The following is a 23,241-nucleotide window of genomic DNA, read 5'->3' as shown; positions in this document are numbered from 1 at the left end:
TGCATCTTCAGTAGGTGTCTTGCGTCAGGCTTGCCACGATCGAGCGGTAGCTGTGCATCCGCTGCGCCGAGATACGCCCTTCCTCCAGCCCTTTGAGCAACGCACAGCCAGGCTCGCGGTCATGCTTGCAGTCGCGGAAGCGACAGTTGCCGAGCAGATCGCGGAACTCGATGAAGCCCGCCTCCACATCGTCACGGCTGACATGCGCCAAGCCAAACTCGCGGATACCGGGGGAGTCGATCAGGTCGCCGCCGTTGGGGAAGTGGTAGAGCCGTGCGGTGGTGGTGGTGTGGGTACCCTGGCCTGACCACTCCGACAGATCGCCCACCCGCGTTTGCGCCTGCGGCAGCAGGCTGTTGACCAGCGACGACTTGCCCACGCCCGACTGCCCGACGAACACGCTGACGTGCTCGTCCAGTGTCTGCTGCAGGCGCTGCATGCCATCGCCGTGGTGTGCGGACACTTCGAGCAGCGGGTAACCGAGATCTCGATACACCGCTAACAACGCATTGAGCGTCGCTGCGTTGTCGTCATTGATCAGGTCGGCCTTGTTCAGCAACAGCAGCGGGCGGATGCCAGCGTGCTCGGCAGCAACCAGGTAGCGGTCGATGAGATTGGCCTGGGGCTCGGGTGCCGGGGCGAAGACGATCACGATCAGGTCGACGTTGGCCGCGACCGGCTTGAGCTGGCCGTGGTTGTTCGGCCGACACAGCTCGGTGCTGCGCGGCATCTGCGCGACGATCACACCGTTGCCCTGGTTGCCGGCCCGCCAGACCACCTTGTCGCCTGTGACCAGGGCAGGCAGGTTGGCGCGCAAGTGGCAGCGGAACACCTGGCCTGCGACGTCGCCGTCCTGGGCCTCGACCTCGACCGTGACGCCGAAGTGGGCGATCACCAGGCCCAGCTGCTCGGGCCCCAGGTCGCCGCCTTCGAGCTCTTGCAGGGCGTGCTGCTCGCGTTTGGCGGCGCGGGCGGCGCGTTCACCCTGGATCTTTTCGATGCGCCAGTTCTGGCGGCGGTTGAGCTGGCGTTTGGCCATGGAGGTTCCGTGTTGGCGGGGCAAAAGAAAACGGCAGGCAGTTTAGCACGCTCCACTAGGCTAATATGTTGGCCTATTCGAGGAGCTCATTCATGCACAACCCACAGAACCTGATCTGGATCGATCTGGAGATGACCGGCCTGGATCCGGACAACGACGTCATCATCGAGATGGCCACTATCGTCACCGACAGCGAACTGAACACCCTGGCCGAGGGCCCGGTCATCGCCATTCACCACAGCGACGAAGTGCTGGCGCGCATGGACGAGTGGAACACCCGCACCCATGGCGCCTCGGGCCTGACCCAGCGCGTGCGCGAAAGCCGTATCGACATGGCCGAAGCCGAAGCCCAGACCATCGCCTTTCTGGAGCAGTGGGTACCAAAGGGCAAGTCACCCATCTGCGGCAACAGTATCTGTCAGGACCGCCGCTTCCTCTATCGTCACATGCGCGCGCTGGAAGGCTACTTCCACTACCGCAACCTCGATGTCTCCACGCTCAAGGAGCTCGCTGCGCGCTGGGCGCCGGACGTACGCGACAGCTTCAAGAAAGGCAGCACCCACCTGGCGCTGGATGACATCCGCGAGTCGATCGCCGAGCTGCGTCACTACCGCGAGCATTTCATCAAGGTCTGATGAATCAGGGGGGTGTGCATGCGCCCCCTTTTGGTGCCACGCGCGACTGAGTAGACTGCGCGCCTTTTCTCGCACGGATCTGCGCCATGCTGTTGATGCTCTACCTCATCGCCATCACTGCCGAAGCCATGACTGGCGCCTTGTCTGCTGGCCGGCGCGGCATGGACTGGTTCGGCGTGGTACTGATCGCCTGCATCACCGCCCTGGGTGGCGGCTCGGTGCGCGACGTACTGCTTGGGCACTACCCGCTGACCTGGGTGAAACACCCCGAATACCTGGTGCTGACCAGTTTCGCCGCATTGCTGACGATCTTCATCGCGCCGCTGATGCGTCACCTGCGCTCGCTGTTCCTGGTCCTCGACGCCCTCGGATTGGTGGCCTTCACCTTGATCGGCTGCATGACTGCACTGGAAATGGGCCAGGGGATGCTGGTGGCGTCGATCAGCGGGGTGATCACCGGTGTGTTCGGCGGCATCTTGCGCGATATCTTCTGCAACGACATTCCGCTGGTGTTTCGTCGGGAGCTGTATGCCAGCGTGTCGTTCGCTGCGGCCTGGTTCTATCTGGGCTGCGTGTACTTCAAGGTGCCGGCCGAGCAGGCGATGCTGCTGACGCTGTTTGGCGGCTTCCTCTTGCGTTTGCTGGCCATCCGCTTTCACTGGGAAATGCCCAAGTTCCACTACAACGACGAGCATTGAGTCTTCGGGATCGAATGCGGTCTTTTCGCGGGCTTGCCCGCGAAAAAGTTGTACTTTGCCTGTCAGCCCCCCGCCTCGTGCCGCGCCAACGCCCACTCCACGTGCTCCCTGACCAATGCCGAAGGATGCTCGCGCCGCGCTTTCAGGGCCTCGAGCACGGCGATCGTCGAAGGTGCATTGCCCAGCCCGACCGCCAGGTTGCGCAGCCAGCGCTCGTAACCGGCGCGACGTAGCGGCGAGCCTTCGGTGCGGCTGAGAAAGGTCTTTTCGTCCCACAGGAACAGTGCCGCCAGCTCGGCGTTGTCCAGCCCATGGCGCGGCTTGAAGTCGTCCTCGCCGGTCGATTTGGCGAAGCGGTTCCAGGGGCAGACGATCTGGCAGTCGTCGCAACCGAACACCCGGTTACCGATCAAGGGGCGCAGCTCCAGCGGGATCGCGTCCTTGAGCTCGATGGTCAGGTACGAGATGCAGCGCCGCGCATCGAGCTGGTAGGGCCCGACGAAGGCCGCGGTGGGGCAGATGTCCAGGCACGCCTGGCAGCGCCCGCAATGCTCGCTGGTCTGGGCTTCGTCGGCGGGCAGTGGCAGATCGACAAACAGCTCGGCGAGGAAGAAGTAGCTGCCCGCCTTACGGTTGAGCAGCAGGGTGTTCTTGCCGATCCAGCCGAGCCCGGCCTGTTGGGCGATGGCCTTTTCCAGTACCGGAGCGCTGTCGACGAAAGCGCGGTAGCCGAAGGGGCCGATGGTTTCCTGGATGCGGTCGGCCAGGTGCTGCACGCGCTTGCGCACCAGCTTGTGGTAGTCGCGGCCCAGTGCGTAGCGAGAGATATAGGCTTTTTCCGGTTGAGCCAGGCGCTGGGCCATCTGCGTATCGCCGGGCAGATAGTCCATGCGCAGCGAAACCACCCGCAAGGTGCCGGGGATCAGTTCGGCAGGGCGCGAACGTTTCGTGCCGTGCGCTGCCATATAGTCCATCTCGCCGTGATGGCCAGCCTCAAGCCAGCGGTGCAAGTGCTGTTCATGCTCGCCAAGCTCGACATCGGCGATGCCCACGTGGGCAAAACCGAGTTCGCGGCCCCAATCCTTGATCGATTGGGCCAGTACTGGGAGGTCTAGAGAGGAGGCGGACATTGATGGACAAGGCATTGCAGGCTCAGGTGCGTATAATTCTGCCAGACATCGGAGCCTTTGACCCCATGCCTCAGACCAAACACCACGCCAATACCCCGCAAACGCTCAGCAGCGTGACCGTCGCGCACCTGCCTGCGCGGCCGGCAACTGCCCACAAGGGCGATTTTGGCCATGTGCTGGTGGTTGGCGGCGACTTGGGTACCGGCGGCGCCGTGCTGCTCAGTGCCGAGGCGGCGCTGCGCTGTGGTGCCGGGCTGGTCAGCGTGGCGACACGCCCCGAGCATGTGGCCGCGAGCCTCAGCCGTCTGCCGGAAACCATGTGCCTGGGCGTCAGTTCGGCCAACCAGTTGATGACGGTGCTGGAGCGCGCTTCGGTGCTGGTGGTCGGGCCTGGTCTTGGCCAGGCGGCCTGGGGCCGCAGCCTGCTTTCGGTAGTCGCCAATGCGCACCTGCCGCAGGTCTGGGACGCTGATGCGCTCAACCTGCTGGCGCGCACGCCCCTGGCCTTGCCGGGCGGCAGCATCCTGACCCCGCATCCTGGGGAGGCCGCGCGCTTGCTGGGCATTTCCACCGAGGCCGTGCAGGCCGACCGGCCCGGGGCTGCGCGTAAACTGGCGCGTCGCTACGACAGTGTCTGCGTGCTCAAGGGCGCCGGAACCCTGGTCGCCGACCCGAGCGGCCAGTTGCGGCTGTGCGAGCGAGGCCACCCGGCCATGGCCGGTGCCGGCCTGGGCGATGTGCTGACCGGTGTGCTGGCCGCGTTGCTCGCCCAGGGCCTGGACGCCTGGCAGGCGGCGGGCCTGGGCGTCTGGTTACACGCCTGCGCTGGCGAACGCCTCGGCGCGCAGGGCAGAGGTCTGGCGGCCAGCGATCTGGCTCCGGTCATTCGAGAATTGTTGGAGGAGCATTCAGCGTGTCAGGCATAACCCTGTTTCTGGCCGACGAGCCGGCTACCGTTGCGTTCGGCGCAGCGCTCGCCAAGGTCACTGGCGGCCATGGCGTGATCTTTCTGGAAGGCGACCTGGGCGCCGGCAAGACCACCTTGTCGCGAGGCCTGATCCGTGGATTGGGTCACACTGGCGCAGTAAAAAGCCCGACCTTCACTGTGGTCGAACCTTATGAAATAGGCAATATCCGCGCCTTCCATTTCGATCTTTACCGCCTGGTCGACCCAGAAGAGCTAGAGTTCATGGGGATTCGCGACTATTTCGAAGGCGATCCGCTGTGTCTTTTCGAATGGCCGCAGAAGGGCGCGGGCGTTTTGCCAAAGCCCGAACTGACCATTACCATAAGCCCCCAGGCGGGCGGCCGCTCGCTGAACCTGTCGCCGCAGGGGGCTCGCGGCGAAGCCTGGTGTGCCGCTCTGGCTGCCGAAAACAAATCGTAAGTGGGGAAAGGTATGCTGCGCATTCGCGCACTGGTCGCCGTCGTTGGACTGCTGCTGACAGCGGTGACCGTTGACGCTCTGGCCGTCACACAAGTCAAGAGCATGCGCCTGTGGCGCGCGCCGGACAACACGCGCCTGGTCTTCGATCTGTCGGGCCCGGTGCAGCACAGCGTCTTCACGCTCAGCGCGCCTGATCGCCTGGTCATCGATATCAATGGTGCGACGCTCGCCTCGCCATTGAACGTCTCCACCTCGAACACGCCTATCACCAGCGTGCGCTCGGCCCAGCGTACCGCCACCGACTTGCGCGTGGTGGTCGACCTGAAAAAGGCTGTCACGCCCAAAAGCTTCACCCTTGCACCCAACGCCCAGTACGGCAATCGCCTGGTGGTCGACCTGTACGACCAGGAAGCCGATGCGGTTGCCGCCAGCAACCCCACGCCGCCGCCGGTCACCCAGGCGCCAGCCACCACGCCCGCAGTACCGGTGACACCGGCGCAACCGGCGATCAAGCTGCCGCCGGTGCCCAACGGCAAGCGTGACATCGTGGTCGCCATCGACGCCGGCCATGGCGGGGAAGACCCAGGCGCCTCCGGCTCGCGTGGCCAGCACGAGAAAGACATCGTGCTCGATATCGCCCGCGAGCTTCAGCGCCAGATCAACACCGAAAAAGGTTATCGCGCCGAACTGACCCGTACCGGCGATTACTTCATTCCGTTGCGCAAACGCACCGAGATTGCCCGCAAGAAGGGCGCTGACCTGTTCATCTCCATCCACGCTGACGCCGCGCCGTCGAAAGCGGCCTTCGGCGCCTCGGTATTTGCCCTGTCCGACCGTGGCGCTACCTCCGAGACCGCGCGCTGGCTGGCCGACAGCGAGAACCGCTCCGACCTTATCGGCGGTGCCGGTAACGTCAGCCTCGATGACAAGGACCGCATGCTTGCCGGTGTGCTGCTCGACCTCTCGATGACGGCCACGCTCAGTTCCAGCCTCAACGTGGGCCAGAAAGTGCTGGGCAACATGGGCCGCATCACGCCGCTGCACAAGCAGCGCGTGGAACAGGCGGGATTCATGGTGCTGAAGTCGCCGGACATTCCGTCGATCCTGGTCGAGACCGGTTTCATCTCCAACGCCAACGAAGCCAACAAGCTGGCAACCAAGAGTCACCAGCAGGCGCTGGCCCGCTCGATTCATAGCGGTGTGCGCCAGTTCTTCCAGCAGAACCCGCCGCCAGGCACCTACATCGCCTGGTTGCGCGATTCCGGCAAGATCGCCCAGGGTCCACGTGAACACAGCGTGCGCCCGGGCGAGACGCTGGCGATGATCGCCGTGCGTTATCAGGTCAGCGTTGCCAGCCTGCGCAGCACCAACAACCTCAAGAGCGATGAGCTCAAGGTCGGTCAGCACCTCGATATCCCGGCCACTACCCTGGCGTCCCAGCAATGAGTGGTGGTTCGCGAATCCAGCTGCTCAGCCCGCGGCTGGCCAACCAGATCGCCGCCGGTGAGGTGGTCGAACGCCCTGCGTCGGTGGCCAAGGAGCTGCTGGAGAACAGCCTGGATTCCGGTGCCCGGCGCATCGACGTGGATGTCGAACAGGGCGGCGTGAAGCTGCTGCGCGTGCGTGACGATGGCAGTGGCATCGCCCCGGACGACCTGCCTCTGGCGCTGGCGCGCCACGCGACCAGCAAGATCCGCGAGCTGGAAGACCTTGAGGGCGTGCTCAGCCTGGGCTTTCGTGGCGAGGCACTTGCGTCGATCAGTTCGGTAGCGCGCCTGACCCTGACCTCGCGTACCGCCAATGCCAGCGAAGCCTGGCAGGTCGAGACCGAGGGCCGAGACATGCTCCCGCGGGTTCAGCCGGCGGCGCACCCCATCGGTACTTCGGTCGAAGTACGCGACCTGTTTTTCAACACCCCGGCCCGGCGCAAGTTCCTCAAGGCCGAGAAAACCGAATTCGATCATCTGCAGGAAGTGATCCGGCGCCTGGCGCTGGCGCGCTTCGATGTCGGCTTCCACCTGCGTCACAACGGCAAGAGCATCCTCAGCCTGCATGAGGCGCCCGACGAGCTGTCGCGCGCGCGGCGGGTCGGGGCGATCTGCGGGCCTGGCTTCCTCGAGCAGGCGCTGCCGATCGAGGTCGAGCGCAATGGCCTGCGCCTGTGGGGCTGGGTCGGCTTGCCGACCTTCTCGCGCAGCCAGGCAGACCTGCAGTACTTCTTCGTCAATGGCCGCGCGGTGCGCGACAAACTGGTCGCCCACGCGGTGCGCCAGGCCTACCGCGACGTGCTGTTCAACGGCCGGCATCCGACATTCGTGCTGTTCCTGGAGCTCGATCCCACCGGTGTCGATGTCAACGTGCACCCGACCAAGCACGAAGTGCGCTTTCGTGAAGGGCGGATGGTCCACGACTTCCTGTACGGCACCTTGCACCGTGCGCTGGCCGATGTGCGCCCCGAGGATCAGCTCGCGGCGCCGGCGGCAACCACTGAGATCGTGCGCCCCAGCGGCTTGCAGGCCGGTGAGTTCGGCCCCCAGGGCGAGATGCGCCTGGCCGCCTCGGTGCTCGAACAGCCCCAGGCGCAGCAGCAGCCGTCGTTCTCCAATGGTGGCGCGGGCGCAGGCTACCAGTACCAGTACACGCCGCGCCCGTCGCAGCCGGTGCCGGCAGCAGAGGCGCAAGCAGTCTACCGCGAGTACTTCGCCCCGCTGGAGACCAGCGCCCAGCCTCCCGTGGCGCTGCCGGAAAGCCAGGGTGACATTCCACCGCTGGGCTATGCCCTGGCTCAGCTCAAGGGCATCTACATCCTGGCCGAGAACGCCGTGGGCCTGGTGCTGGTAGACATGCACGCCGCCCACGAGCGGATCATGTACGAGCGCCTGAAGCTGGCGATGGCCAGCGAAGGGCTCAGTGGCCAGCCGCTGCTGGTGCCCGAGTCACTGGCGGTCAGCCAGCGTGAGGCCGACTGCGCCGAAGAACATGCCCAGACCTTCCAGCGGCTGGGCTTCGAGCTGCAGCGCCTGGGGCCGGAAACCCTTGCGATCCGCCAGATCCCCGCGTTGCTCAAGCAGGCCGAGGCCAACCGCCTGGTGCAGGATGTACTCGCCGATCTCATGGAGTACGGCACCAGCGACCGCATTCAGGCGCACATCAACGAGCTGCTCGGCACCATGGCCTGCCACGGTGCGGTGCGTGCCAACCGACGCCTGGCAATCCCCGAGATGAATGCCTTGCTGCGTGACATGGAGAACACCGAGCGCAGCGGCCAGTGCAACCACGGCCGACCGACCTGGACCCAGATGGGCCTGGATGATCTGGACAAACTTTTCCTGCGCGGTCGATGACATGAGTGGCAAGCCCCCAGCGATTTTTCTCATGGGCCCGACGGCTGCCGGCAAGACCGACCTGGCCATTGCCCTTACACAGTCCCTGCCTTGCGAGCTGATCAGCGTCGACTCGGCCATGGTCTACCGCGGCATGGACATCGGCACCGCCAAGCCTTCGCCCGAGGTGCTGGCTGCCCATCCGCACCGGCTGGTAGACATCCGCGACCCGGCCGAGAGCTATTCGGCGGCGCAATTCTGTGGCGATGCGCTGCAGGCCATGGCCGAGATCACTGCGCGTGGCAAGATCCCGCTGCTGGTCGGCGGCACCATGCTGTACTACAAGGCGCTGGTGGACGGCCTGGCCGATATGCCGCCCGCTGATGCCGAGGTTCGCGCCGAACTCGAGGCCCAGGCCCGCGAGCTGGGCCTGGGGGAACTGCACCGGCAGTTGGCCGAGATCGACCCGGTATCGGCGGCGCGCATTCATCCGAACGATCCGCAGCGGTTGATCCGTGCGCTGGAGGTATACCGGGTGAGCGGCCAGAGCATGACCGCCCACCGCGAGCGTCAATCAGCCGAAACCCGCGGTTCAGACGCAGGCGCGGGCGGGCATTTGCCCTATACTGTCGCCAGTCTGGCGATTGCGCCTACAGATCGTCACATTTTGCATGAGCGAATTGCGCTACGATTTTCGCAGATGCTGGAACAGGGCTTCGTCGACGAGGTCCGAGAGCTGCGGGCCAGAAGTGACTTGCATGTCGGGCTGCCGTCTATACGGGCAGTGGGGTACAGGCAGGTATGGGACTATCTGGACAGCAAACTGACAGCCGAGCAGATGCGCGAACGCGGTATCATCGCCACCCGCCAGCTGGCCAAGCGGCAGTTCACCTGGTTGCGTAGCTGGTCCGACGTACACTGGCTGGACAGCCTGGCCTGCGACAATCTGTCCCGCATCTTGAAATACCTGGAATCGGTCTCCATATTGAGCTGAGTCCCTGCAATTGCCGTCTATTCTTGCGACTGACGGCCTTAATGAACGAATTTTTTCAGTTTTTTACTATTGATCCTTACAGGAGTGCGGCATATGTCAAAAGGGCATTCGCTACAAGACCCTTACTTGAACACCTTGAGAAAAGAAAAGGTCCCGGTCTCGATCTACCTGGTCAACGGCATCAAGCTGCAAGGCCAGATCGAATCTTTCGACCAGTTCGTCGTGCTGCTGAAGAACACCGTCAGCCAGATGGTCTACAAGCACGCGATTTCCACTGTCGTACCTGCCCGTCCGGTTCGTCTGCCAAGCCCGTCCGATTCCGAGCACGGCGACAGCGAGCCAGGCAACGCCTGATAGGAGCCTGCATTGTTCTTTGAGCGCCACGGTGGTGGTGAGCGGGCGTTGCTCGTTCACTTGGAAGGTCAGAACCCTGAGGCGCGCGAAGACCCGCAGGAGTTTCAGGAGCTGGCACTGTCGGCCGGAGCGGACATCGTCCACCTGGCCACGGTTGCCCGGCACCAGCCCACAGCCAAGTTTCTGATCGGCAGTGGCAAGGTCGAGGAACTGCGCGACCTGGTCAAGGCCGAAGAAGCCGACCTGGTGATTTTCAATCACACCCTCACCCCCAGTCAGGAGCGCAACCTCGAGCGCGTCTTCGAGTGCCGCGTGCTTGACCGTACCGGTCTGATTCTCGATATCTTCGCCCAACGGGCGCGGACTCACGAAGGCAAGCTGCAAGTCGAACTGGCCCAGCTCGAGCACATGAGCACGCGGCTGGTGCGCGGCTGGACCCACCTTGAGCGACAGAAAGGTGGTATCGGTCTGCGCGGCCCGGGTGAAACCCAGCTTGAAACCGACCGCCGCCTGCTGCGGGTGCGCCTGCGTCAGATCAAGGCGCGTCTGGAGAAGGTGCGCAGCCAACGCGAGCAGGCCCGGCGCGGACGCAAGCGCGCGGACATCCCCTCGGTGTCGCTGGTGGGCTATACCAACGCCGGCAAGTCCACGCTGTTCAACGCCCTGACGCAATCGGAGGTGTACGCGGCCGACCAGTTGTTCGCCACACTCGACCCGACATTGCGCAGGCTCGAGCTGGACGACCTGGGGCCGATCGTGCTGGCCGACACCGTGGGCTTCATTCGCCACCTGCCGCACAAGCTGGTCGAGGCTTTTCGGGCTACGCTCGAAGAGTCGAGCAACTCCGATCTGCTGCTGCATGTGATCGATGCGCACGAGCCCGAGCGCATGGAGCAGATCGAACAGGTGCTCGCGGTGCTGGGCGAGATCGGTGCCGAAGGCTTGCCGATCCTCGAGGTCTATAACAAACTCGACCTGCTCGAAGATGTCGAGCCGCAGATCCAGCGCGATGCCGACGGCAAGCCGGAGCGGGTCTGGGTTTCGGCCCGCGACGGGCGCGGTCTTGAGCTTGTGGGGCAGGCGATAGCCGAATTGCTGGGGGATGATCTGTTTGTCGGAACCCTGCGCCTGGAACAGCGACTTGCACGCTTGCGCGCGCAATTCTTCGAACTGGGGGCAGTGCAAGGCGAAGAACACGATGAACAGGGCAGCAGCTTGCTGAGCGTGCGTCTGCCCCGGGTCGAGCTCAATCGCCTGATCAGCCGCGCAGGCCTTGAGCCTGAAGTGTTCATCGAGCAACACACTTTGCAATAAATGCCCGTCGAGGTCGCCGGGCAGCCGTGACAGGCATTCTGTAGCATTGGACGGCGCGCCGTGGGCGCGTCTTTGCTTTATCAGATGGAGAGCGCTATGGCTTGGAACGAGCCGGGTGGCAACTCGAACAATCAGGATCCCTGGGGCGGCCGCCGTGGTGGCGGTGGTGGTGGCGACAAGAAGGGACCACCGGATCTCGACGAGGCCTTCCGCAAGCTGCAGGACAGCCTGAACGGCATGTTCGGCGGCAGCAAGAAACGCGGTGGCGGTGGTGACCGCAACATCGGCAAGGGTGGCGGCTACGGCTTGCTGGGCATTGGCCTGGCAGTTCTGGCGGCAATCTGGCTGTACAGCGCCGTCTACGTGGTCGACGAGCAGGAGCAGGCCGTGGTGCTGCGCTTCGGCAAGTACTACGAGACCGTGGGGCCGGGCCTGAACATCTACTTCCCGCCGATCGACCGCAAGTACATGGAAAACGTCACGCGTGAGCGTGCGTACACCAAGCAGGGCCAGATGCTCACCGAGGACGAGAACATCGTCGAGGTGCCGCTGACCGTGCAGTACAAGATCAGCAACCTGCAGGACTTCGTTCTCAACGTCGACCAGCCGGAAGTAAGCTTGCAGCACGCCACCGACAGTGCCCTGCGCCATGTCGTGGGCTCCACCTCGATGGACCAGGTGCTGACCGAAGGTCGTGAGCAGATGGCCGTGGATATCCGCGAACGCCTGCAGCGCTTCCTCGACACCTACCGCACGGGTATCACCGTCACCCAGGTCAACGTACAGAGCGCGGCAGCCCCGCGTGAAGTGCAGGAAGCCTTCGACGACGTGATCCGCGCCCGTGAGGACGAGCAGCGTGCGCGCAACCAGGCCGAGTCCTACGCCAATGGCGTGGTGCCTGAGGCCCGTGGTCAGGCGCAGCGCATCATCGAGGATGCCAACGGCTACCGCGATGAAGTGATCGCCCGTGCCAAGGGTGAGGCCGATCGCTTCACCAAGCTGGTCGCCGAGTACCGCAAGGCGCCGGACGTCACCCGTCAGCGTCTGTACCTGGAGACCATGCAGGAGGTGTACAGCAACACCAGCAAGGTCATGGTGGCCACCAAGGACGGGCAGAACAACCTGCTCTACCTGCCACTGGACAAGATGGTCGAAGGCAGCCGCAACACTGCAGCGCCGTCCAGCAGTGTGTCGCCGTCGGTCAACGACGCCGCCACTCGCGCTGTACAGGACCTGCAACAGCAACAACAGCCGCTGCGCACTAGGGAGAGCCGCTGATGAGCAATAAATCGCTGTTCGCCCTGATTGCCGCCGTGGTGCTGGCGATCGTCGCCTGGAACTGCTTCTACATCGTGTCGCAGACCGAGCGGGCGGTATTGCTGCAGTTCGGCCGTGTGGTCCAGGCGGATGTCCAGCCGGGCCTGCATGTGAAGGTTCCGTACGTCAACCAGGTGCGCAAGTTCGACGCCCGTCTGATGACCCTCGACGCCCCGACCCAGCGTTTCCTGACGCTGGAGAAGAAAGCCGTGATGGTCGATGCCTACGCCAAGTGGCGGGTGAAGGACGCCGAGCGTTTCTACACCGCGACCTCGGGCATGAAGCAGATCGCCGACGAGCGCCTGTCGCGTCGTCTGGAAAGCGGCCTGCGTGACCAGTTCGGTAAGCGCACCCTGCATGAGGTGGTATCCGGTGAACGTGACGCGCTGATGGCCGACATCACCGCTTCGCTGAACCGCATGGCCAACAAGGAGCTGGGGATCGAGGTCATCGACGTCCGCGTCAAGGCCATCGACCTGCCGAAGGAAGTCAACCGCAGCGTGTTCGACCGTATGAGCACCGAGCGTGAGCGTGAAGCGCGCGAGCACCGTGCCAAGGGTAACGAGCTGGCTGAAGGTATTCGTGCAGATGCCGACCGTCAGCGCCGTGTGCTGCTGGCTGAAGCCTACCGTGAAGCTGAAGAAACCCGTGGTGATGGCGATGCCCAATCGGCTGCCATCTATGCCAAGGCCTACGGCCAGGACGCTGATTTCTATGTGTTCTACCGCAGCCTGCAGGCTTATCGCGAGAGCTTTGCCAGCAAGAGCGACGTGCTGGTCCTGGATCCGAAGAACGAGTTCTTCCGCTTCCTGGACAAGAGCAAGCCGTAACAGGAAAGACCCCCGCCGGGCAGCTAAAACGCCCGGTGGGGTGCATCCCGAATCAAAAGGGGTGTATGATGAGTCAGCCGGGAAATTCCCGGCTTTTTTGCGTCTGCAAGGTTGATTGGCCCCCGGCTTTTTGACGACTTGGACAGGACGCGCAGTTTTTCGAGGGTGTTGGCACGGCGGCGGCGCTGGGATCGGTGCTGCCTGCTGTTGTGCGCCAATGCCTGCTTCACAGACGGCTAACCTGTTGGGCGGCCGCCCGGACCAGAGGGGAAATGGCGTAATGGCAACGGTAGACCGCTGGCTTCTGCCAGATGGCATCGAGGAAGTACTGCCACCTGAAGCGGCGCGCATCGAGATTGCGCGTCGCCAGGTGTTGGACCTGTTCCAGAGTTGGGGTTATGAACTGGTCGTCACCCCACATATCGAGTACCTGGAGTCGCTGCTTACCGGCGCCGGCCAGGACCTGGATCAGCGTACCTTCAAGGTGGTCGACCCGCAGTCCGGTCGCCTGATGGGTTTCCGTGCCGACTTCACGCCGCAGGTGGCGCGCATCGATGCCCACACCCTGCGCCGCGAAGGCCCGAGCCGCCTGTGCTACGCCGGCAGTGTGCTGCACGCCGAGCCGCGTGCGCTGTCGACCTCGCGCAGCCCGATCCAGCTGGGTGCCGAGTTGTATGGCGACGCCAGTCCGACCAGCGACGTCGAAGTGATCAGCCTGATGCTGACCACCTTGCAACTGACTGACGTTGCCGATGTGCACATGGATCTGGGGCACGTCGGTATCTACCGTGGCCTGGCGCGTGCCGCCGGGCTGTCGGGCGCGGTCGAGCAGCAGTTGTTCGATGCGCTCCAGCGCAAGGCTGTCGATGAAGTTCACGAGCTGACCGCCGACCTGCCGAAAGACCTGGGCAACATGCTGCGTGCCCTGGTTGAACTGTGCGGTGGTCGTGAAGTGCTGGCCGACGCCCGCGTGCGTCTGGGCCGAGCTCCGGCCAGCGTGCTGGCGGCCCTGGACGACCTGCTGGCGATCGCCGATCGCCTGGCGGCGCGTTACCCGGACCTGCCGCTGTACTTCGACCTGGGCGAGCTGCGCGGCTACAACTATCACACCGGCGTGGTGTTCGCGGTGTTTGTACCCGGTGTCGGCCAGTCGATCGCCCAGGGTGGACGCTACGATGACATCGGCGCCGACTTCGGGCGGGCACGTCCGGCCACCGGTTTCTCCACGGATTTGAAGACCCTGGTCACACTGGGGCGAGCGGAGGTCGTATTGCCTTCTGGCGGCATCTGGATGCCGGACAGTGGCGACGCGGCCCTCTGGCAGCAGGTCTGCCAGTTGCGCAACGAGGGCCAGCGTGTGGTCCAGGCACTGCCTGGCCAGCCGCTGAGTGCTGCTCTCGAGGCGGATTGTGATCGGCAATTGATTCAGCAAGACGGGCGCTGGCAGGTTCTGCCGCTGACCCATTGAGATTCTTCGCCGGCAATGGGCCGGCAACCAAGTTGCGTGAATGAGGACAAGTGTTATGGGTAAGAATGTCGTCGTCCTGGGCACCCAGTGGGGTGATGAGGGCAAAGGCAAGATCGTCGATCTGCTGACCGAACATGCTGCCGCCGTCGTGCGTTACCAGGGCGGCCACAACGCGGGCCACACCCTGGTGATCAACGGTGAGAAGACCGTTCTGCACCTGATCCCGTCGGGTATCCTGCGTGAAGGCGTACAGTGCCTGATCGGCAACGGCGTCGTCGTCGCGCCGGACGCCCTGATGCGCGAAATCACCAAGCTCGAAGAGAAGGGCGTACCGGTTCGCGAGCGCCTGCGCATCAGCCCGGCTGCTCCGCTGATCCTGTCGTACCACGTGGCGCTGGACCAGGCCCGTGAAAAGGCCCGTGGCGAAGCCAAGATCGGCACCACCGGCCGTGGTATCGGCCCAGCCTACGAAGACAAGGTTGCCCGTCGCGGCCTGCGCGTGGGCGACCTGTTCCACCGCGAGCGTTTCGCCGCCAAGCTCGGTGAGCTGCTGGACTACCACAACTTCCAGCTGGTCAATTACTACAAAGAGCCGGCCATCGACTTCCAGCAGACCCTCGACGAGTGCATGGCCTATGCCGAGCAGCTCAAGCCGATGATGCTCGACGTCACCGCCGAACTGCACAACCTGCGCCGTGCCGGCAAGGACATCATGTTCGAAGGCGCCCAGGGCTCGCTGCTGGACATCGACCACGGCACCTATCCGTACGTCACCAGCTCGAACACCACGGCTGGCGGTATCTCCACCGGTTCCGGCGTTGGCCCGATGTACCTGGACTACATCCTGGGTATCACCAAGGCCTACACCACCCGCGTGGGTTCCGGTCCGTTCCCGACCGAACTGTTCGACGAAACCGGTGCTACCTTGGCCAAGCGTGGCCATGAGTTCGGCTCCACCACCGGTCGTGCCCGTCGCTGCGGCTGGTTCGATGCCGTGATCCTGCGTCGTGCCATCGACGTCAACAGCATCTCGGGCATCTGCCTGACCAAGCTGGACGTGTTGGACGGCCTGGAAACCATCAACATCTGCGTCGGCTACAAGAACGAGAACGGTGCGGTGATCGACGCGCCTTCCGATGCCGACAGCTACATCGGCCTGGAGCCGGTGTACGAAGAGATGCCAGGCTGGAGCGAGTCGACCCTGGGCGTGAAAGCCCTGGAAGAGCTGCCGCAGGCCGCGCGCAACTACATCAAGCGCATCGAGGAGCTGGTCGGTGCCCCGATCGACATCATCTCCACCGGCCCGGACCGCAACGAGACCATCGTGCTGCGTCATCCGTTCGCCTGATCTGCCTTCTGGCTGATCCAGCGCCGCAGCCCTGCAAGGGGTTGCGGCGTTTTTGTTCCTGGCTGCAGTGGCCTTTTCGCGAGTAAGCCCGCTGCCACGGTTCATCGCGCTGCTAGACCTTGGCGTATTTCCCTCCTGCTTCAGGCATGACCCTTGCTGTAAGAAGATTCTGTAGATGCCATCAAAGTAATGGCGCCAGAAACACGGGGGTTCAAACGTGTCTGCCATCCTCTCTCTGTTACGAAGCCGCCTCCTGCGGCCTGTTTTTGTTGCACTTGGTATCGCTCTTCTGGTGCAGGTCGTGGTCGCCGTCGTGCTGACCCGCAGCACCGTCACTGCGCTGGAGGCCGACCTGGGCGAACGCCTGGGCGCTGGCAGTCGCAAGCTGGCAGGTGAGCTGGAGCAGGCCGGGCAAGATGTGCGCTCCGGTCTCGACAGCCTCTCGGCCAGTACCCGGCAACGCCTGAGCGCGGGGCTTTCCACGCGATTACAGAGCGAACAGCAACAGCTACGCACCACGCTGGAGCAAAGCCTCAAGGAGTCGGCCAACGATATGGCCGAGTTGCTGGCCTCGGTGGCACCGAGGGCGATCTGGGACAATGACGTCCCCACGCTATCTGACTTTGCTCGTCGCGCGCAGCGCAATCCCAACGTGTTGTTCGTGATCTACGACAACGCCGAGGGCGAGCACCTCACCCGTTACCTCAACCGCCAGAACCCGATCAATCAGGCGCTGATGGAAAAGGGTCAGGGCGAGCGGGCGCTGGACAAGGTGCTCGACGCTGCGCGCCGGGATCCATCGGTGTACTTCGTCGAGGCTTCGATCAGTCCCAATGGCGCCCAGATCGGCAAGGTACTCATGGGGGTCTCCACCGCCGCCGTCGATCAAGAGCTCAAGGCGCTCGACCAGCGCTTTGCCGCCCTGATCGCCAGTGGCGAGCAACTGGTCGGCGAGAGCCTCGGCGCTGCCGCGGCCGATAGCGGCAAGACTCTGCAGGCTCGTCTTGAGACCGCGCAGAACAGCGCCACTGCCATGCAGGCCAATACCGCGCAGACGGTTCGCGACGCGGCCGGCGAGCTGCGTTGGCGCATCGGCGTCGGCCTGGTGCTGGTCGGGCTTGGCGTGCTGTTGGTGGTTGCCGTGGTGCTGGGGCGACGAGTGGTCAGCAAGCTGCGCCTGCTCATTGCTGCCCTCGACGACCTGGCCGCCGGGGAGGGCGACCTGACCAAGCGTGTGGCGCTCGACAGCCGTGACGAGATCGGCGACATGGCGTCGGCGGTCAACCGCTTCGTCGACAAGCTTCAGCCGATCGTTCGCGAAGCCGGTGAAGTGGCCCAGCGTACCGGGGTGGAGATCGGCACCATGGCCCAGCGCAATGCGGGGGCCGATGCAGCGGCAGCGTTGCAGCGCGACGAGGTGGCGGCGAGTCTGCGCGACCTGTCGAGCATGGCCGACGAGGCTCAGGCCGAGAGCCACGCCATGCAGGCGGCGTTGCAGCAGGTCGTGGATATCCGCCAGGCTACCGACGAGAACAGTCGCGCCTCGACCCAGCTGGCCAAGCTGATCGAGAAGCTGGCGGGGGAAGTGGAAAGCGGCTCGCAGGTCATCGAGCGCCTCGCCAAGCAGAGCGAGCAGATCGAAGTGGTGCTGACCGTGATCCACGGCATCGCCGAGCAGACCAACCTGCTTGCGCTCAACGCGGCGATCGAGGCGGCGCGTGCCGGTGAGACAGGGCGCGGTTTTGCAGTGGTAGCCGATGAAGTGCGGGCTCTGGCAAGCAAGACGCAGAGTTCCACCGGCGATATCCAGGCGCATATCGTTGCCTTGCAACAGGGGGCGAAAGAGGCTGTGGCCACCATCGGCCAGGCGGGGCGCCAGGCCAGCGAAGGGCTGCTGGTGTTGCGTGATAACGAACGCCGCCAGCAGTCGGTGCAGGCGGCGGTGGAGCAGGTGCATGCCGCCATCGGCCTGGCGACTCGCGCCGCCGAGCAGCAAGCCAACGGCGCCCAGGCGGTGCGGGGGCGGGTCGAGAATATCCATGCGCAGGCAGAGCGCTCGGCCGAAGTGGTGATGCAGACCACGGCCAGCAGCAAGGTGCTGGATGATCTGGCGGCGCAGTTGAGGGCGAGTCTGGGGCAGTTCAGGGCTTGAGCAGGCGTCAATCCAGATAGGCAGGAGATATCGGTGAATCGCCCGGGGGCGCCAGCATTTTTTGTAACGCTGTGCTTGTATCGTCAGCGCCAAGGTGCCGAACCGACCAGGCCGGCCACGGGATAAATACCGCGCGGTAGTATTCGTTAACGTTGTGGCGAATTGATATCGCTCAATGTCCGGCTGTTGCAGCTCCGCTAGGCTCGCACCTTCAGGGGGCGGCTGCAGCAGCTTCACATTCATGGAGAGAATAATAAATGCAATGGATGGGCGACATGCTGGCGGCGGTTTATGACGCGCGCGATACGCAAACGTTGTTGGAAGAGGTCAAGGCAGCCGCGCGCCGTCTGGGCTTCGATTACTGTGCTTATGGCCTGCGCACGCCGCTGCCTGTCACCAAGCCGCGGATCGTCATGCTCAGCAACTACAGCCGGTCATGGTGTGATCATTACCATGCCAATGGGTACCTGCTCCTTGACCCGACGGTCCGCCACTGTCAGCGCTCGATGCAGCCAGTGGTCTGGGGCGACGAAATATTCGCCGACGCTCCGCAGTTGTGGGATGAGGCACGGCAGGCCGGTCTTCGCCACGGTTGGGCGCAATCGTGTCTGGAGGGGAGCAAGGGCGGGGGGATGCTGACCTTGGCGCGCTCTGGCGAAGGGATCGGCGCATGTGAGTTGCGTGCCCATGAGACGCGGATGCGCTGGCTGGCGAATGTCGCCCACCAAGGCTTCTCGCGGCTGCTCTCGGACTCCTGGCAACCGCAGCCGCAGTCTCCGCTTTCCGAGCGTGAGCGCGAAGTGCTGCGTTGGGCTGCCGATGGCAAGACGCTCAACGAGGTTGCCGACATCCTCACCTTGTCGATTGAAACGGTGAAATTCCACACCCGCAATGCCGGCGCCAAACTGGGCGCTGCGAATCGTACGGCAGCGGTAGCGCGGGCGGCGCTTCTGGGGTTGCTGGCCTAGCGCGAACGCCCTGCGCTTATGTGCAGAAGTACCCTGCCAAATAGTGCAGTTTTGCTATCACCCTACTTCGAGTCGAATACGCGTCCTTTCCACATTGGCCGGAGGACGCGAGATGGAAATCGTCGTTGGAACACAGCAGGAGCTGGGGCAGGCGCGCTTGCTGCAGATGGACCGTTATCGTTATCGGGTATTCGTCGACACCCTGGGGTGGGAGTTAGCGTGTGATCCAGGTCGCGAGCGTGATCAGTTCGACCATGACGAGACGCTCTATGTGCTTGCCTGCAATGATCAGGAGCAGGTCATAGGCACGGCGCGTGTGCTGCCTACCAACCAACGCTACCTGCTTGCAGAAGTATTCCCGCAGTTGATGGGCGATCAGACACTGCCGTGTGATTCGCGGATCTGGGAGCTGTCGCGTTTCTCCGCCATGGATTTTGGTCTGGCCGGGCGGACCTCTGGCGGCCAATTTTCTTCCGTCGTCGCCACGCAGTTGCTGGATGCTGTGTTGCGCTGTGCGGCCGCTCGGGGCGTGCGGCAGTTGATCACCGTGTCGCCACTAGGCATCGAGCGATTGCTGCGCCGTGCAGGCTATCGCGCCCGTCGAGCCGCGGCGCCGATGCGCGTGGGCGACCATTGGCTATTCGCTTGCTGGATCGACGTCCCGACCCAGGCCTGCACAATTGGGGAGGTTACAGATGCCGCGGACTATCGTTCAATCCACCGCGCCGCATGAACCCCCCTGGCTGCGGCCTGGACACCATCACTTGAAAGGACTTCTCCATGGATAACATTCTGGTCGTAATCGGTCATCCTGACTTGAGCAGCTCGCGGGCCAATGCCGCCATCGTCGAAGCCCTGCAAGGTAGCAATGTCACGCTGCACCCCCTGTCGGCCGCACTGGGCAGCAATGGCTTCGACATCGCCGCCGAGCAGAAGCTGCTGTGTGCCCACGAACGCATCGTGCTGCTGTTCCCGCTGTACTGGTACTCGTGCCCGGCGTTGATGAAGCGCTGGATCGACGATGTCTTCACGCCCGGTTTTGCCTATGCGCGCGGTGGTGACAAGCTGCAGGACAAGGAGTTTCTGATCGTCACCACCGTCGGGGCGCCAGCGTCCGGCTACCGTGCGGGCGGGTTCAACCGTTTCACGCTGGATGAGCTTCTGCGACCGCTGCAGCAGACCGTTGCCTACGTGAAAGGTCATTACCTGCCGCCGATTCCGTTGTTCGAGTCGGTGTTCATCGCCGATGAGCCGCTGGACGAGTCTGCGCGTGAAATCGCGGGCTTGATCACCAGCCGCCAGGAGTCACCCGACGAGGCCTACGAGAAGCTGCTGCTCAAGGCCGAATTGGCTGCCATCGCCCTGCTCCAGCAATGACAGGGGCTTGCAGATGATGCCCGCGGCCCTGATTTGCGCCCCCAAGGATGTTCGCCTGGTCGCCGAGCTTGCGCAGCTGGATTTCCTGCACTGCGCTGCGGTGCGCATCGGCGGGCGCGTCACGGCCCTGCAGGCTTACTGCGCGATGACTGCGCATATCCCGGCGTGGCTCTCTACGGCTTTTCGCCTTCGTGACTTCGTTTCCCGCCGGTTCCGTGTGGCCGACATCCATGGTTTCACACCCCGAACGGCCGAGCGGGAACCTGCGGTGGGCGAGCGCCTCGACTTCTTCACGGTGGAGGCGATCGATGCGCATCGGCTGGTGCTCACTTCGCGCGATACGCACTTGGCGGTCATGGTCTGCCTCGATCTCACGCCCGCAGGCGAGGGCGTGCAGCGCTTGAGCGTGACGACCTCCGTCCAGCGGTACAACGCCTTCGGAAGGCTTTACATGATCCCGGTCGGCCCTGCTCACGGCCCCATCGTCAAGCGCATGCTGAAGAACGCTGTGCTCGCCTTCCCCGTCGAACCCTAATAGGTAATCAACATGGAACGTCAGTTACCCCTGACTCCACAGGTCTTGCACAAAGGGACTGTGGACGACGTACTGCTCTGCGGATTTCAGGATCTTCTGCCGGCTCGTCTGACCGTCGAAGAGACCAACTTCCTGCTCGAACATCTCGATGAGCGCGGGTGTGCTGCGTTGGGCGTCCTGTATCGCGACGACGCTCAAGGTGGCCGGATGCTTGCCAGCATTCCCACCACACTCGGGCAGGAAGACTTCGACTCCCTCGACAGTTTCGAAATGAATGCCCAGGGCTACTATGCCTTGCACGAGGGTGGCTATCGACTGTCCGCCGCGTGGCTACCGCGTCAGGTCGAGTGCTACCTGCAGAGGCGTTTCGGGTTGCCGGCAGCAGATCCGGCGTTGGTCACTCAATTGGCCGACACGCTGCACGCGCTGCCGGGTTGGACACGTGCCAACCTGTCGTCGTACGGCCTGATGAACGACACCAACAACTACTTTTTCTACAACAAGCCCCATGAGCACGTGCCTGGCCTGATGCTGATCGAAGTGGCTCGTCAGGCGATGTACCATTATTTCTATAGCCATTCGGGTTACCGGCGCGGTGAAATCTCGATCTCGATCGAAGACTTGTCCGTCTCCTTCAATAACTACACCGAGTCCACCTATGCGGTGGAGGTTGTAGTCCAGCACAGCGCTGGCGAGAAGCGCGCCCTGCCCCGGACGGTGGACAAGACCGCGATGTTCTTCCAGAACGGTAATCTGGTCACCACGCTGCGCCTGCGTGGCAGTGCGATCAAGATGCCGCTTTTCAAGCGCATGCGCACGGTCAACTTTCCGGAGAGCCACTGGTTCGCCCCCTCCAACCGCGTGTTGCCGCAGGTTTTGTTGCACACGGCGCGCGGCACGGCAGTCGAGGGGTTGCTCGAGCATGTTTCACTGCGGGCGGTGAGGTTTCGCGTGGAGGAAAACGCGCAGGCCCATGAGGTGGTGCAACTGTCCATCTATGTGCGGGACATGGGTTTTCTGAGCTTTCCGATCGTCGAGTGCCGACCTTCACAACAGCCCGCGGTGCAACTGGCCGTATTCGCCAAGCTTGATCGCGCCACGCTGTCGACGCTCAAGGAAGTCATCAAGTGCCACTGCTTCCACGAGCCCTTGCAGGAACTGTCGGTGGCTGCCCTGGCAAGCAATGATGCCCAGGGCGCGCCTTGCAATGATCGGCAGAGCGGGTAACCGGCGTGGCCTCGGGATACCCGCTGACGCGCCAGTCCATCACCCTCGGACGACACCTGAACCTGAAGAACCGTGTGTACTTCGCACCCATGGGTATCGATCTGGGTCGTGAAGGTTGCCTGACGCCGCAGATGCTGACCTTCTACAAGGGCATCATCGATGGAGGCTGCGCCATGGTGGTATTGGCCAACTCCGCAGTCGATGCATCCACACGGCTGCACGAGGGAGGGTTGTGCCTGTACGAGCAGCGTCACGTCCACCACTTGGCGCCGCTGATCGACTACGGGCGGGAAAATGCCTGCCCTGTGGTCGTGCAATTGCAGCACTACGGCAGCCAGGGCGATCTGGCTCGCAGTGGCGGAGTTCTACTGGCGCCCAGCCGGGCAGTGGGTAGTCGAAGTCGTCGCGGCACGAGGGTCATGACTCACGAGGATGCCCGCAGCGTCTGTGCCCAGTTCGCCCATGCAGCACGTCTGGCGCAGCAAGCCGGCGCCCGCATGGTGCAATTGCAGGCCTCCAATGGCTACCTGTTGAGCAGCTTTCTCTCGCCCTACAGCAACCGGCGAACGGATCGCTACGGCGGCTCGCCATTGCGCCGGGCCCGCCTGCTGCTGGAGGTCATGGACGCGATCGTGGAGGCAACCCAGGGCGGCATCGACATCTCCGTTCGTCTCGGGATCGATGATTGCCTGGGTGACAAGGGGCAGCAACCGGCCCTGCTCGAGCAGGTGGTGCCTGCGCTGGAGCGTGCAGGCGTGGCGGCCTTGATGTGTTCGGCGGCAATCAAGGAAACGTTCCATTACATGCTGCGCGCCGATCCGCGTGTGCACGCCATGCTGGTGCATGGCGTGAAGCACATCCGCGAACTGACGTCGCTCCCGGTCGGCTTTGCCGGCTTCACTGGCTCGCTGGCTCAGGCCGAGGCCTTGCTCGAGCTGGGCGTCACTGACCTGGTGGGCATGAGTCGTGCCCTGTTCGCTGACAACGACCTGGTGAACAAGTCGTTGCAGGGCAAGCCGGGAAGTGTTCATGCCTGTCGATTCGAGGGCAACTGTTTCCGTGACAAGAGCAATCCCCAGCTGGATCGCGTGTACTGCTGCGTCAATGACCGGTACAAGCGGCCAGCCTCTATTCGATATGACTAA

21 protein-coding genes and 2 pseudogenes are annotated in these 23,241 nt (G+C 63.6%); 21 read left to right on the top strand and 2 right to left on the bottom strand.

Annotated elements, in window-relative coordinates; translation table 11 throughout:
* Window positions 1–7 precede the first annotated feature (7 nt).
* On the bottom strand, window positions 8–1,039 hold the full coding sequence (rsgA, locus tag ACTYOL_RS24985) for a small ribosomal subunit biogenesis GTPase RsgA (protein WP_153774213.1): 1,032 nt from the start codon (window positions 1,037–1,039) through the stop codon (window positions 8–10).
* A 92-nt stretch (window positions 1,040–1,131) separates the two neighbouring features.
* Here rsgA and orn point away from each other — a divergent pair, with 92 nt between their 5' ends.
* Window positions 1,132–1,674 (top strand): oligoribonuclease, encoded by a 543-nt coding sequence (orn, locus tag ACTYOL_RS24980; RefSeq protein ID WP_054893178.1) that lies wholly within the window; start codon window positions 1,132–1,134, stop codon window positions 1,672–1,674.
* Window positions 1,675–1,760: 86 nt separating this feature from the next.
* Complete coding sequence (locus ACTYOL_RS24975; protein WP_054893179.1) at window positions 1,761–2,372, top strand: trimeric intracellular cation channel family protein; 612 nt, start codon at window positions 1,761–1,763, stop codon at window positions 2,370–2,372.
* A gap of 62 nt (window positions 2,373–2,434) precedes the next feature.
* Here the strand turns inward: ACTYOL_RS24975 and queG are convergent, their stop codons facing one another.
* Entirely contained in the window at window positions 2,435–3,502 is a 1,068-nt protein-coding gene (gene queG / locus ACTYOL_RS24970) for a tRNA epoxyqueuosine(34) reductase QueG (protein WP_153774211.1), read from the bottom strand.
* 65 nt (window positions 3,503–3,567) lie between these two features.
* On the opposite strand from queG, the gene ACTYOL_RS24965 reads away from it, so the two are divergent.
* From ACTYOL_RS24965 to ACTYOL_RS24875, 19 genes and pseudogenes are all read left to right on the top strand, one after another.
* On the top strand, window positions 3,568–4,428 hold the full coding sequence (locus tag ACTYOL_RS24965) for an NAD(P)H-hydrate dehydratase (RefSeq protein ID WP_153774210.1): 861 nt from the start codon (window positions 3,568–3,570) through the stop codon (window positions 4,426–4,428).
* A complete protein-coding gene (gene tsaE / locus ACTYOL_RS24960; RefSeq protein WP_444757251.1) occupies window positions 4,416–4,889 on the top strand; it encodes a tRNA (adenosine(37)-N6)-threonylcarbamoyltransferase complex ATPase subunit type 1 TsaE in 474 nt (157 codons plus the stop codon). Before ACTYOL_RS24965 ends, tsaE begins: the two co-directional genes overlap by 13 nt.
* On the top strand, window positions 4,890–6,335 hold the full coding sequence (locus ACTYOL_RS24955) for an N-acetylmuramoyl-L-alanine amidase (RefSeq protein WP_196759876.1): 1,446 nt from the start codon (window positions 4,890–4,892) through the stop codon (window positions 6,333–6,335). It abuts the gene before it with no gap.
* Window positions 6,332–8,233, top strand: a complete 1,902-nt coding sequence (gene mutL / locus ACTYOL_RS24950) for a DNA mismatch repair endonuclease MutL (RefSeq protein WP_063546407.1) — start codon at window positions 6,332–6,334, stop codon at window positions 8,231–8,233. Before ACTYOL_RS24955 ends, mutL begins: the two co-directional genes overlap by 4 nt.
* A 1-nt stretch (window position 8,234) precedes the next feature.
* Window positions 8,235–9,206 carry a tRNA (adenosine(37)-N6)-dimethylallyltransferase MiaA gene (gene miaA / locus ACTYOL_RS24945; RefSeq protein WP_444757250.1) on the top strand — a complete coding sequence of 324 codons (972 nt, stop codon included), beginning with the start codon at window positions 8,235–8,237 and terminating at the stop codon, window positions 9,204–9,206.
* 93 nt (window positions 9,207–9,299) lie between these two features.
* Complete coding sequence (gene hfq / locus ACTYOL_RS24940; RefSeq protein ID WP_029612777.1) at window positions 9,300–9,560, top strand: RNA chaperone Hfq; 261 nt, start codon at window positions 9,300–9,302, stop codon at window positions 9,558–9,560.
* Between the two features lie 12 nt (window positions 9,561–9,572).
* Window positions 9,573–10,874, top strand: a complete 1,302-nt coding sequence (gene hflX / locus ACTYOL_RS24935) for a ribosome rescue GTPase HflX (RefSeq protein WP_054893184.1) — start codon at window positions 9,573–9,575, stop codon at window positions 10,872–10,874.
* 96 nt (window positions 10,875–10,970) lie between these two features.
* Window positions 10,971–12,152 (top strand): FtsH protease activity modulator HflK, encoded by a 1,182-nt coding sequence (gene hflK, locus ACTYOL_RS24930; protein WP_063546405.1) that lies wholly within the window; start codon window positions 10,971–10,973, stop codon window positions 12,150–12,152.
* On the top strand, window positions 12,152–13,021 hold the full coding sequence (hflC, locus tag ACTYOL_RS24925; protein ID WP_054893186.1) for a protease modulator HflC: 870 nt from the start codon (window positions 12,152–12,154) through the stop codon (window positions 13,019–13,021). Before hflK ends, hflC begins: the two co-directional genes overlap by 1 nt.
* Before the next feature lie 280 nt (window positions 13,022–13,301).
* Window positions 13,302–14,489 (top strand): ATP phosphoribosyltransferase regulatory subunit, encoded by a 1,188-nt coding sequence (locus tag ACTYOL_RS24920; RefSeq protein ID WP_063546403.1) that lies wholly within the window; start codon window positions 13,302–13,304, stop codon window positions 14,487–14,489.
* A 55-nt stretch (window positions 14,490–14,544) separates the two neighbouring features.
* Window positions 14,545–15,837, top strand: a complete 1,293-nt coding sequence (locus ACTYOL_RS24915) for an adenylosuccinate synthase (RefSeq protein WP_054893188.1) — start codon at window positions 14,545–14,547, stop codon at window positions 15,835–15,837.
* A gap of 553 nt (window positions 15,838–16,390) precedes the next feature.
* Window positions 16,391–17,083 (top strand): annotated as a pseudogene (locus ACTYOL_RS24910) (methyl-accepting chemotaxis protein); the annotation flags it as partial.
* A gap of 390 nt (window positions 17,084–17,473) precedes the next feature.
* A pseudogene (locus ACTYOL_RS24905) lies at window positions 17,474–17,989 on the top strand (methyl-accepting chemotaxis protein); the annotation flags it as partial.
* Window positions 17,990–18,246: 257 nt separating this feature from the next.
* Window positions 18,247–18,957, top strand: a complete 711-nt coding sequence (locus ACTYOL_RS24900; protein ID WP_063546400.1) for an autoinducer binding domain-containing protein — start codon at window positions 18,247–18,249, stop codon at window positions 18,955–18,957.
* A gap of 112 nt (window positions 18,958–19,069) precedes the next feature.
* Window positions 19,070–19,690, top strand: coding sequence for an acyl-homoserine-lactone synthase (locus ACTYOL_RS24895; RefSeq protein ID WP_151926064.1), 621 nt, complete (start codon window positions 19,070–19,072; stop codon window positions 19,688–19,690).
* A 47-nt stretch (window positions 19,691–19,737) separates the two neighbouring features.
* Window positions 19,738–20,334 carry an NAD(P)H-dependent oxidoreductase gene (locus ACTYOL_RS24890; RefSeq protein ID WP_054893190.1) on the top strand — a complete coding sequence of 199 codons (597 nt, stop codon included), beginning with the start codon at window positions 19,738–19,740 and terminating at the stop codon, window positions 20,332–20,334.
* A 16-nt stretch (window positions 20,335–20,350) separates the two neighbouring features.
* Window positions 20,351–20,869 carry a DUF2867 domain-containing protein gene (locus tag ACTYOL_RS24885; RefSeq protein WP_054893204.1) on the top strand — a complete coding sequence of 173 codons (519 nt, stop codon included), beginning with the start codon at window positions 20,351–20,353 and terminating at the stop codon, window positions 20,867–20,869.
* Between the two features lie 12 nt (window positions 20,870–20,881).
* Window positions 20,882–22,096 (top strand): AfsA-related hotdog domain-containing protein, encoded by a 1,215-nt coding sequence (locus ACTYOL_RS24880; RefSeq protein ID WP_444757249.1) that lies wholly within the window; start codon window positions 20,882–20,884, stop codon window positions 22,094–22,096.
* A gap of 5 nt (window positions 22,097–22,101) precedes the next feature.
* Window positions 22,102–23,241 carry an NADH:flavin oxidoreductase gene (locus ACTYOL_RS24875; protein ID WP_063546395.1) on the top strand — a complete coding sequence of 380 codons (1,140 nt, stop codon included), beginning with the start codon at window positions 22,102–22,104 and terminating at the stop codon, window positions 23,239–23,241.

The organism is Pseudomonas sp. A014 (assembly GCF_052378495.1).
Classification (GTDB): domain Bacteria; phylum Pseudomonadota; class Gammaproteobacteria; order Pseudomonadales; family Pseudomonadaceae; genus Aquipseudomonas; species Aquipseudomonas machongensis.
The sequence above is the reverse complement of the archived record's forward strand: the minus strand, read 5'-3'. Positions and strand labels throughout refer to the sequence as shown.

Coding starts and splice junctions, on each gene's coding strand:
- rsgA (WP_153774213.1), bottom strand. CDS start 1,039: ATGGCCAAACGCCAGCTCAACCGCCGCCAGAACTGGCGCATCGAAAAG.
- orn (WP_054893178.1), top strand. CDS start 1,132: ATGCACAACCCACAGAACCTGATCTGGATCGATCTGGAGATGACCGGC.
- ACTYOL_RS24975 (WP_054893179.1), top strand. CDS start 1,761: ATGCTGTTGATGCTCTACCTCATCGCCATCACTGCCGAAGCCATGACT.
- queG (WP_153774211.1), bottom strand. CDS start 3,502: ATGTCCGCCTCCTCTCTAGACCTCCCAGTACTGGCCCAATCGATCAAG.
- ACTYOL_RS24965 (WP_153774210.1), top strand. CDS start 3,568: ATGCCTCAGACCAAACACCACGCCAATACCCCGCAAACGCTCAGCAGC.
- mutL (WP_063546407.1), top strand. CDS start 6,332: ATGAGTGGTGGTTCGCGAATCCAGCTGCTCAGCCCGCGGCTGGCCAAC.
- miaA (WP_444757250.1), top strand. CDS start 8,235: ATGAGTGGCAAGCCCCCAGCGATTTTTCTCATGGGCCCGACGGCTGCC.
- hfq (WP_029612777.1), top strand. CDS start 9,300: ATGTCAAAAGGGCATTCGCTACAAGACCCTTACTTGAACACCTTGAGA.
- hflK (WP_063546405.1), top strand. CDS start 10,971: ATGGCTTGGAACGAGCCGGGTGGCAACTCGAACAATCAGGATCCCTGG.
- hflC (WP_054893186.1), top strand. CDS start 12,152: ATGAGCAATAAATCGCTGTTCGCCCTGATTGCCGCCGTGGTGCTGGCG.
- ACTYOL_RS24920 (WP_063546403.1), top strand. CDS start 13,302: ATGGCAACGGTAGACCGCTGGCTTCTGCCAGATGGCATCGAGGAAGTA.
- ACTYOL_RS24915 (WP_054893188.1), top strand. CDS start 14,545: ATGGGTAAGAATGTCGTCGTCCTGGGCACCCAGTGGGGTGATGAGGGC.
- ACTYOL_RS24900 (WP_063546400.1), top strand. CDS start 18,247: ATGCAATGGATGGGCGACATGCTGGCGGCGGTTTATGACGCGCGCGAT.
- ACTYOL_RS24895 (WP_151926064.1), top strand. CDS start 19,070: ATGGAAATCGTCGTTGGAACACAGCAGGAGCTGGGGCAGGCGCGCTTG.
- ACTYOL_RS24890 (WP_054893190.1), top strand. CDS start 19,738: ATGGATAACATTCTGGTCGTAATCGGTCATCCTGACTTGAGCAGCTCG.
- ACTYOL_RS24885 (WP_054893204.1), top strand. CDS start 20,351: ATGCCCGCGGCCCTGATTTGCGCCCCCAAGGATGTTCGCCTGGTCGCC.
- ACTYOL_RS24880 (WP_444757249.1), top strand. CDS start 20,882: ATGGAACGTCAGTTACCCCTGACTCCACAGGTCTTGCACAAAGGGACT.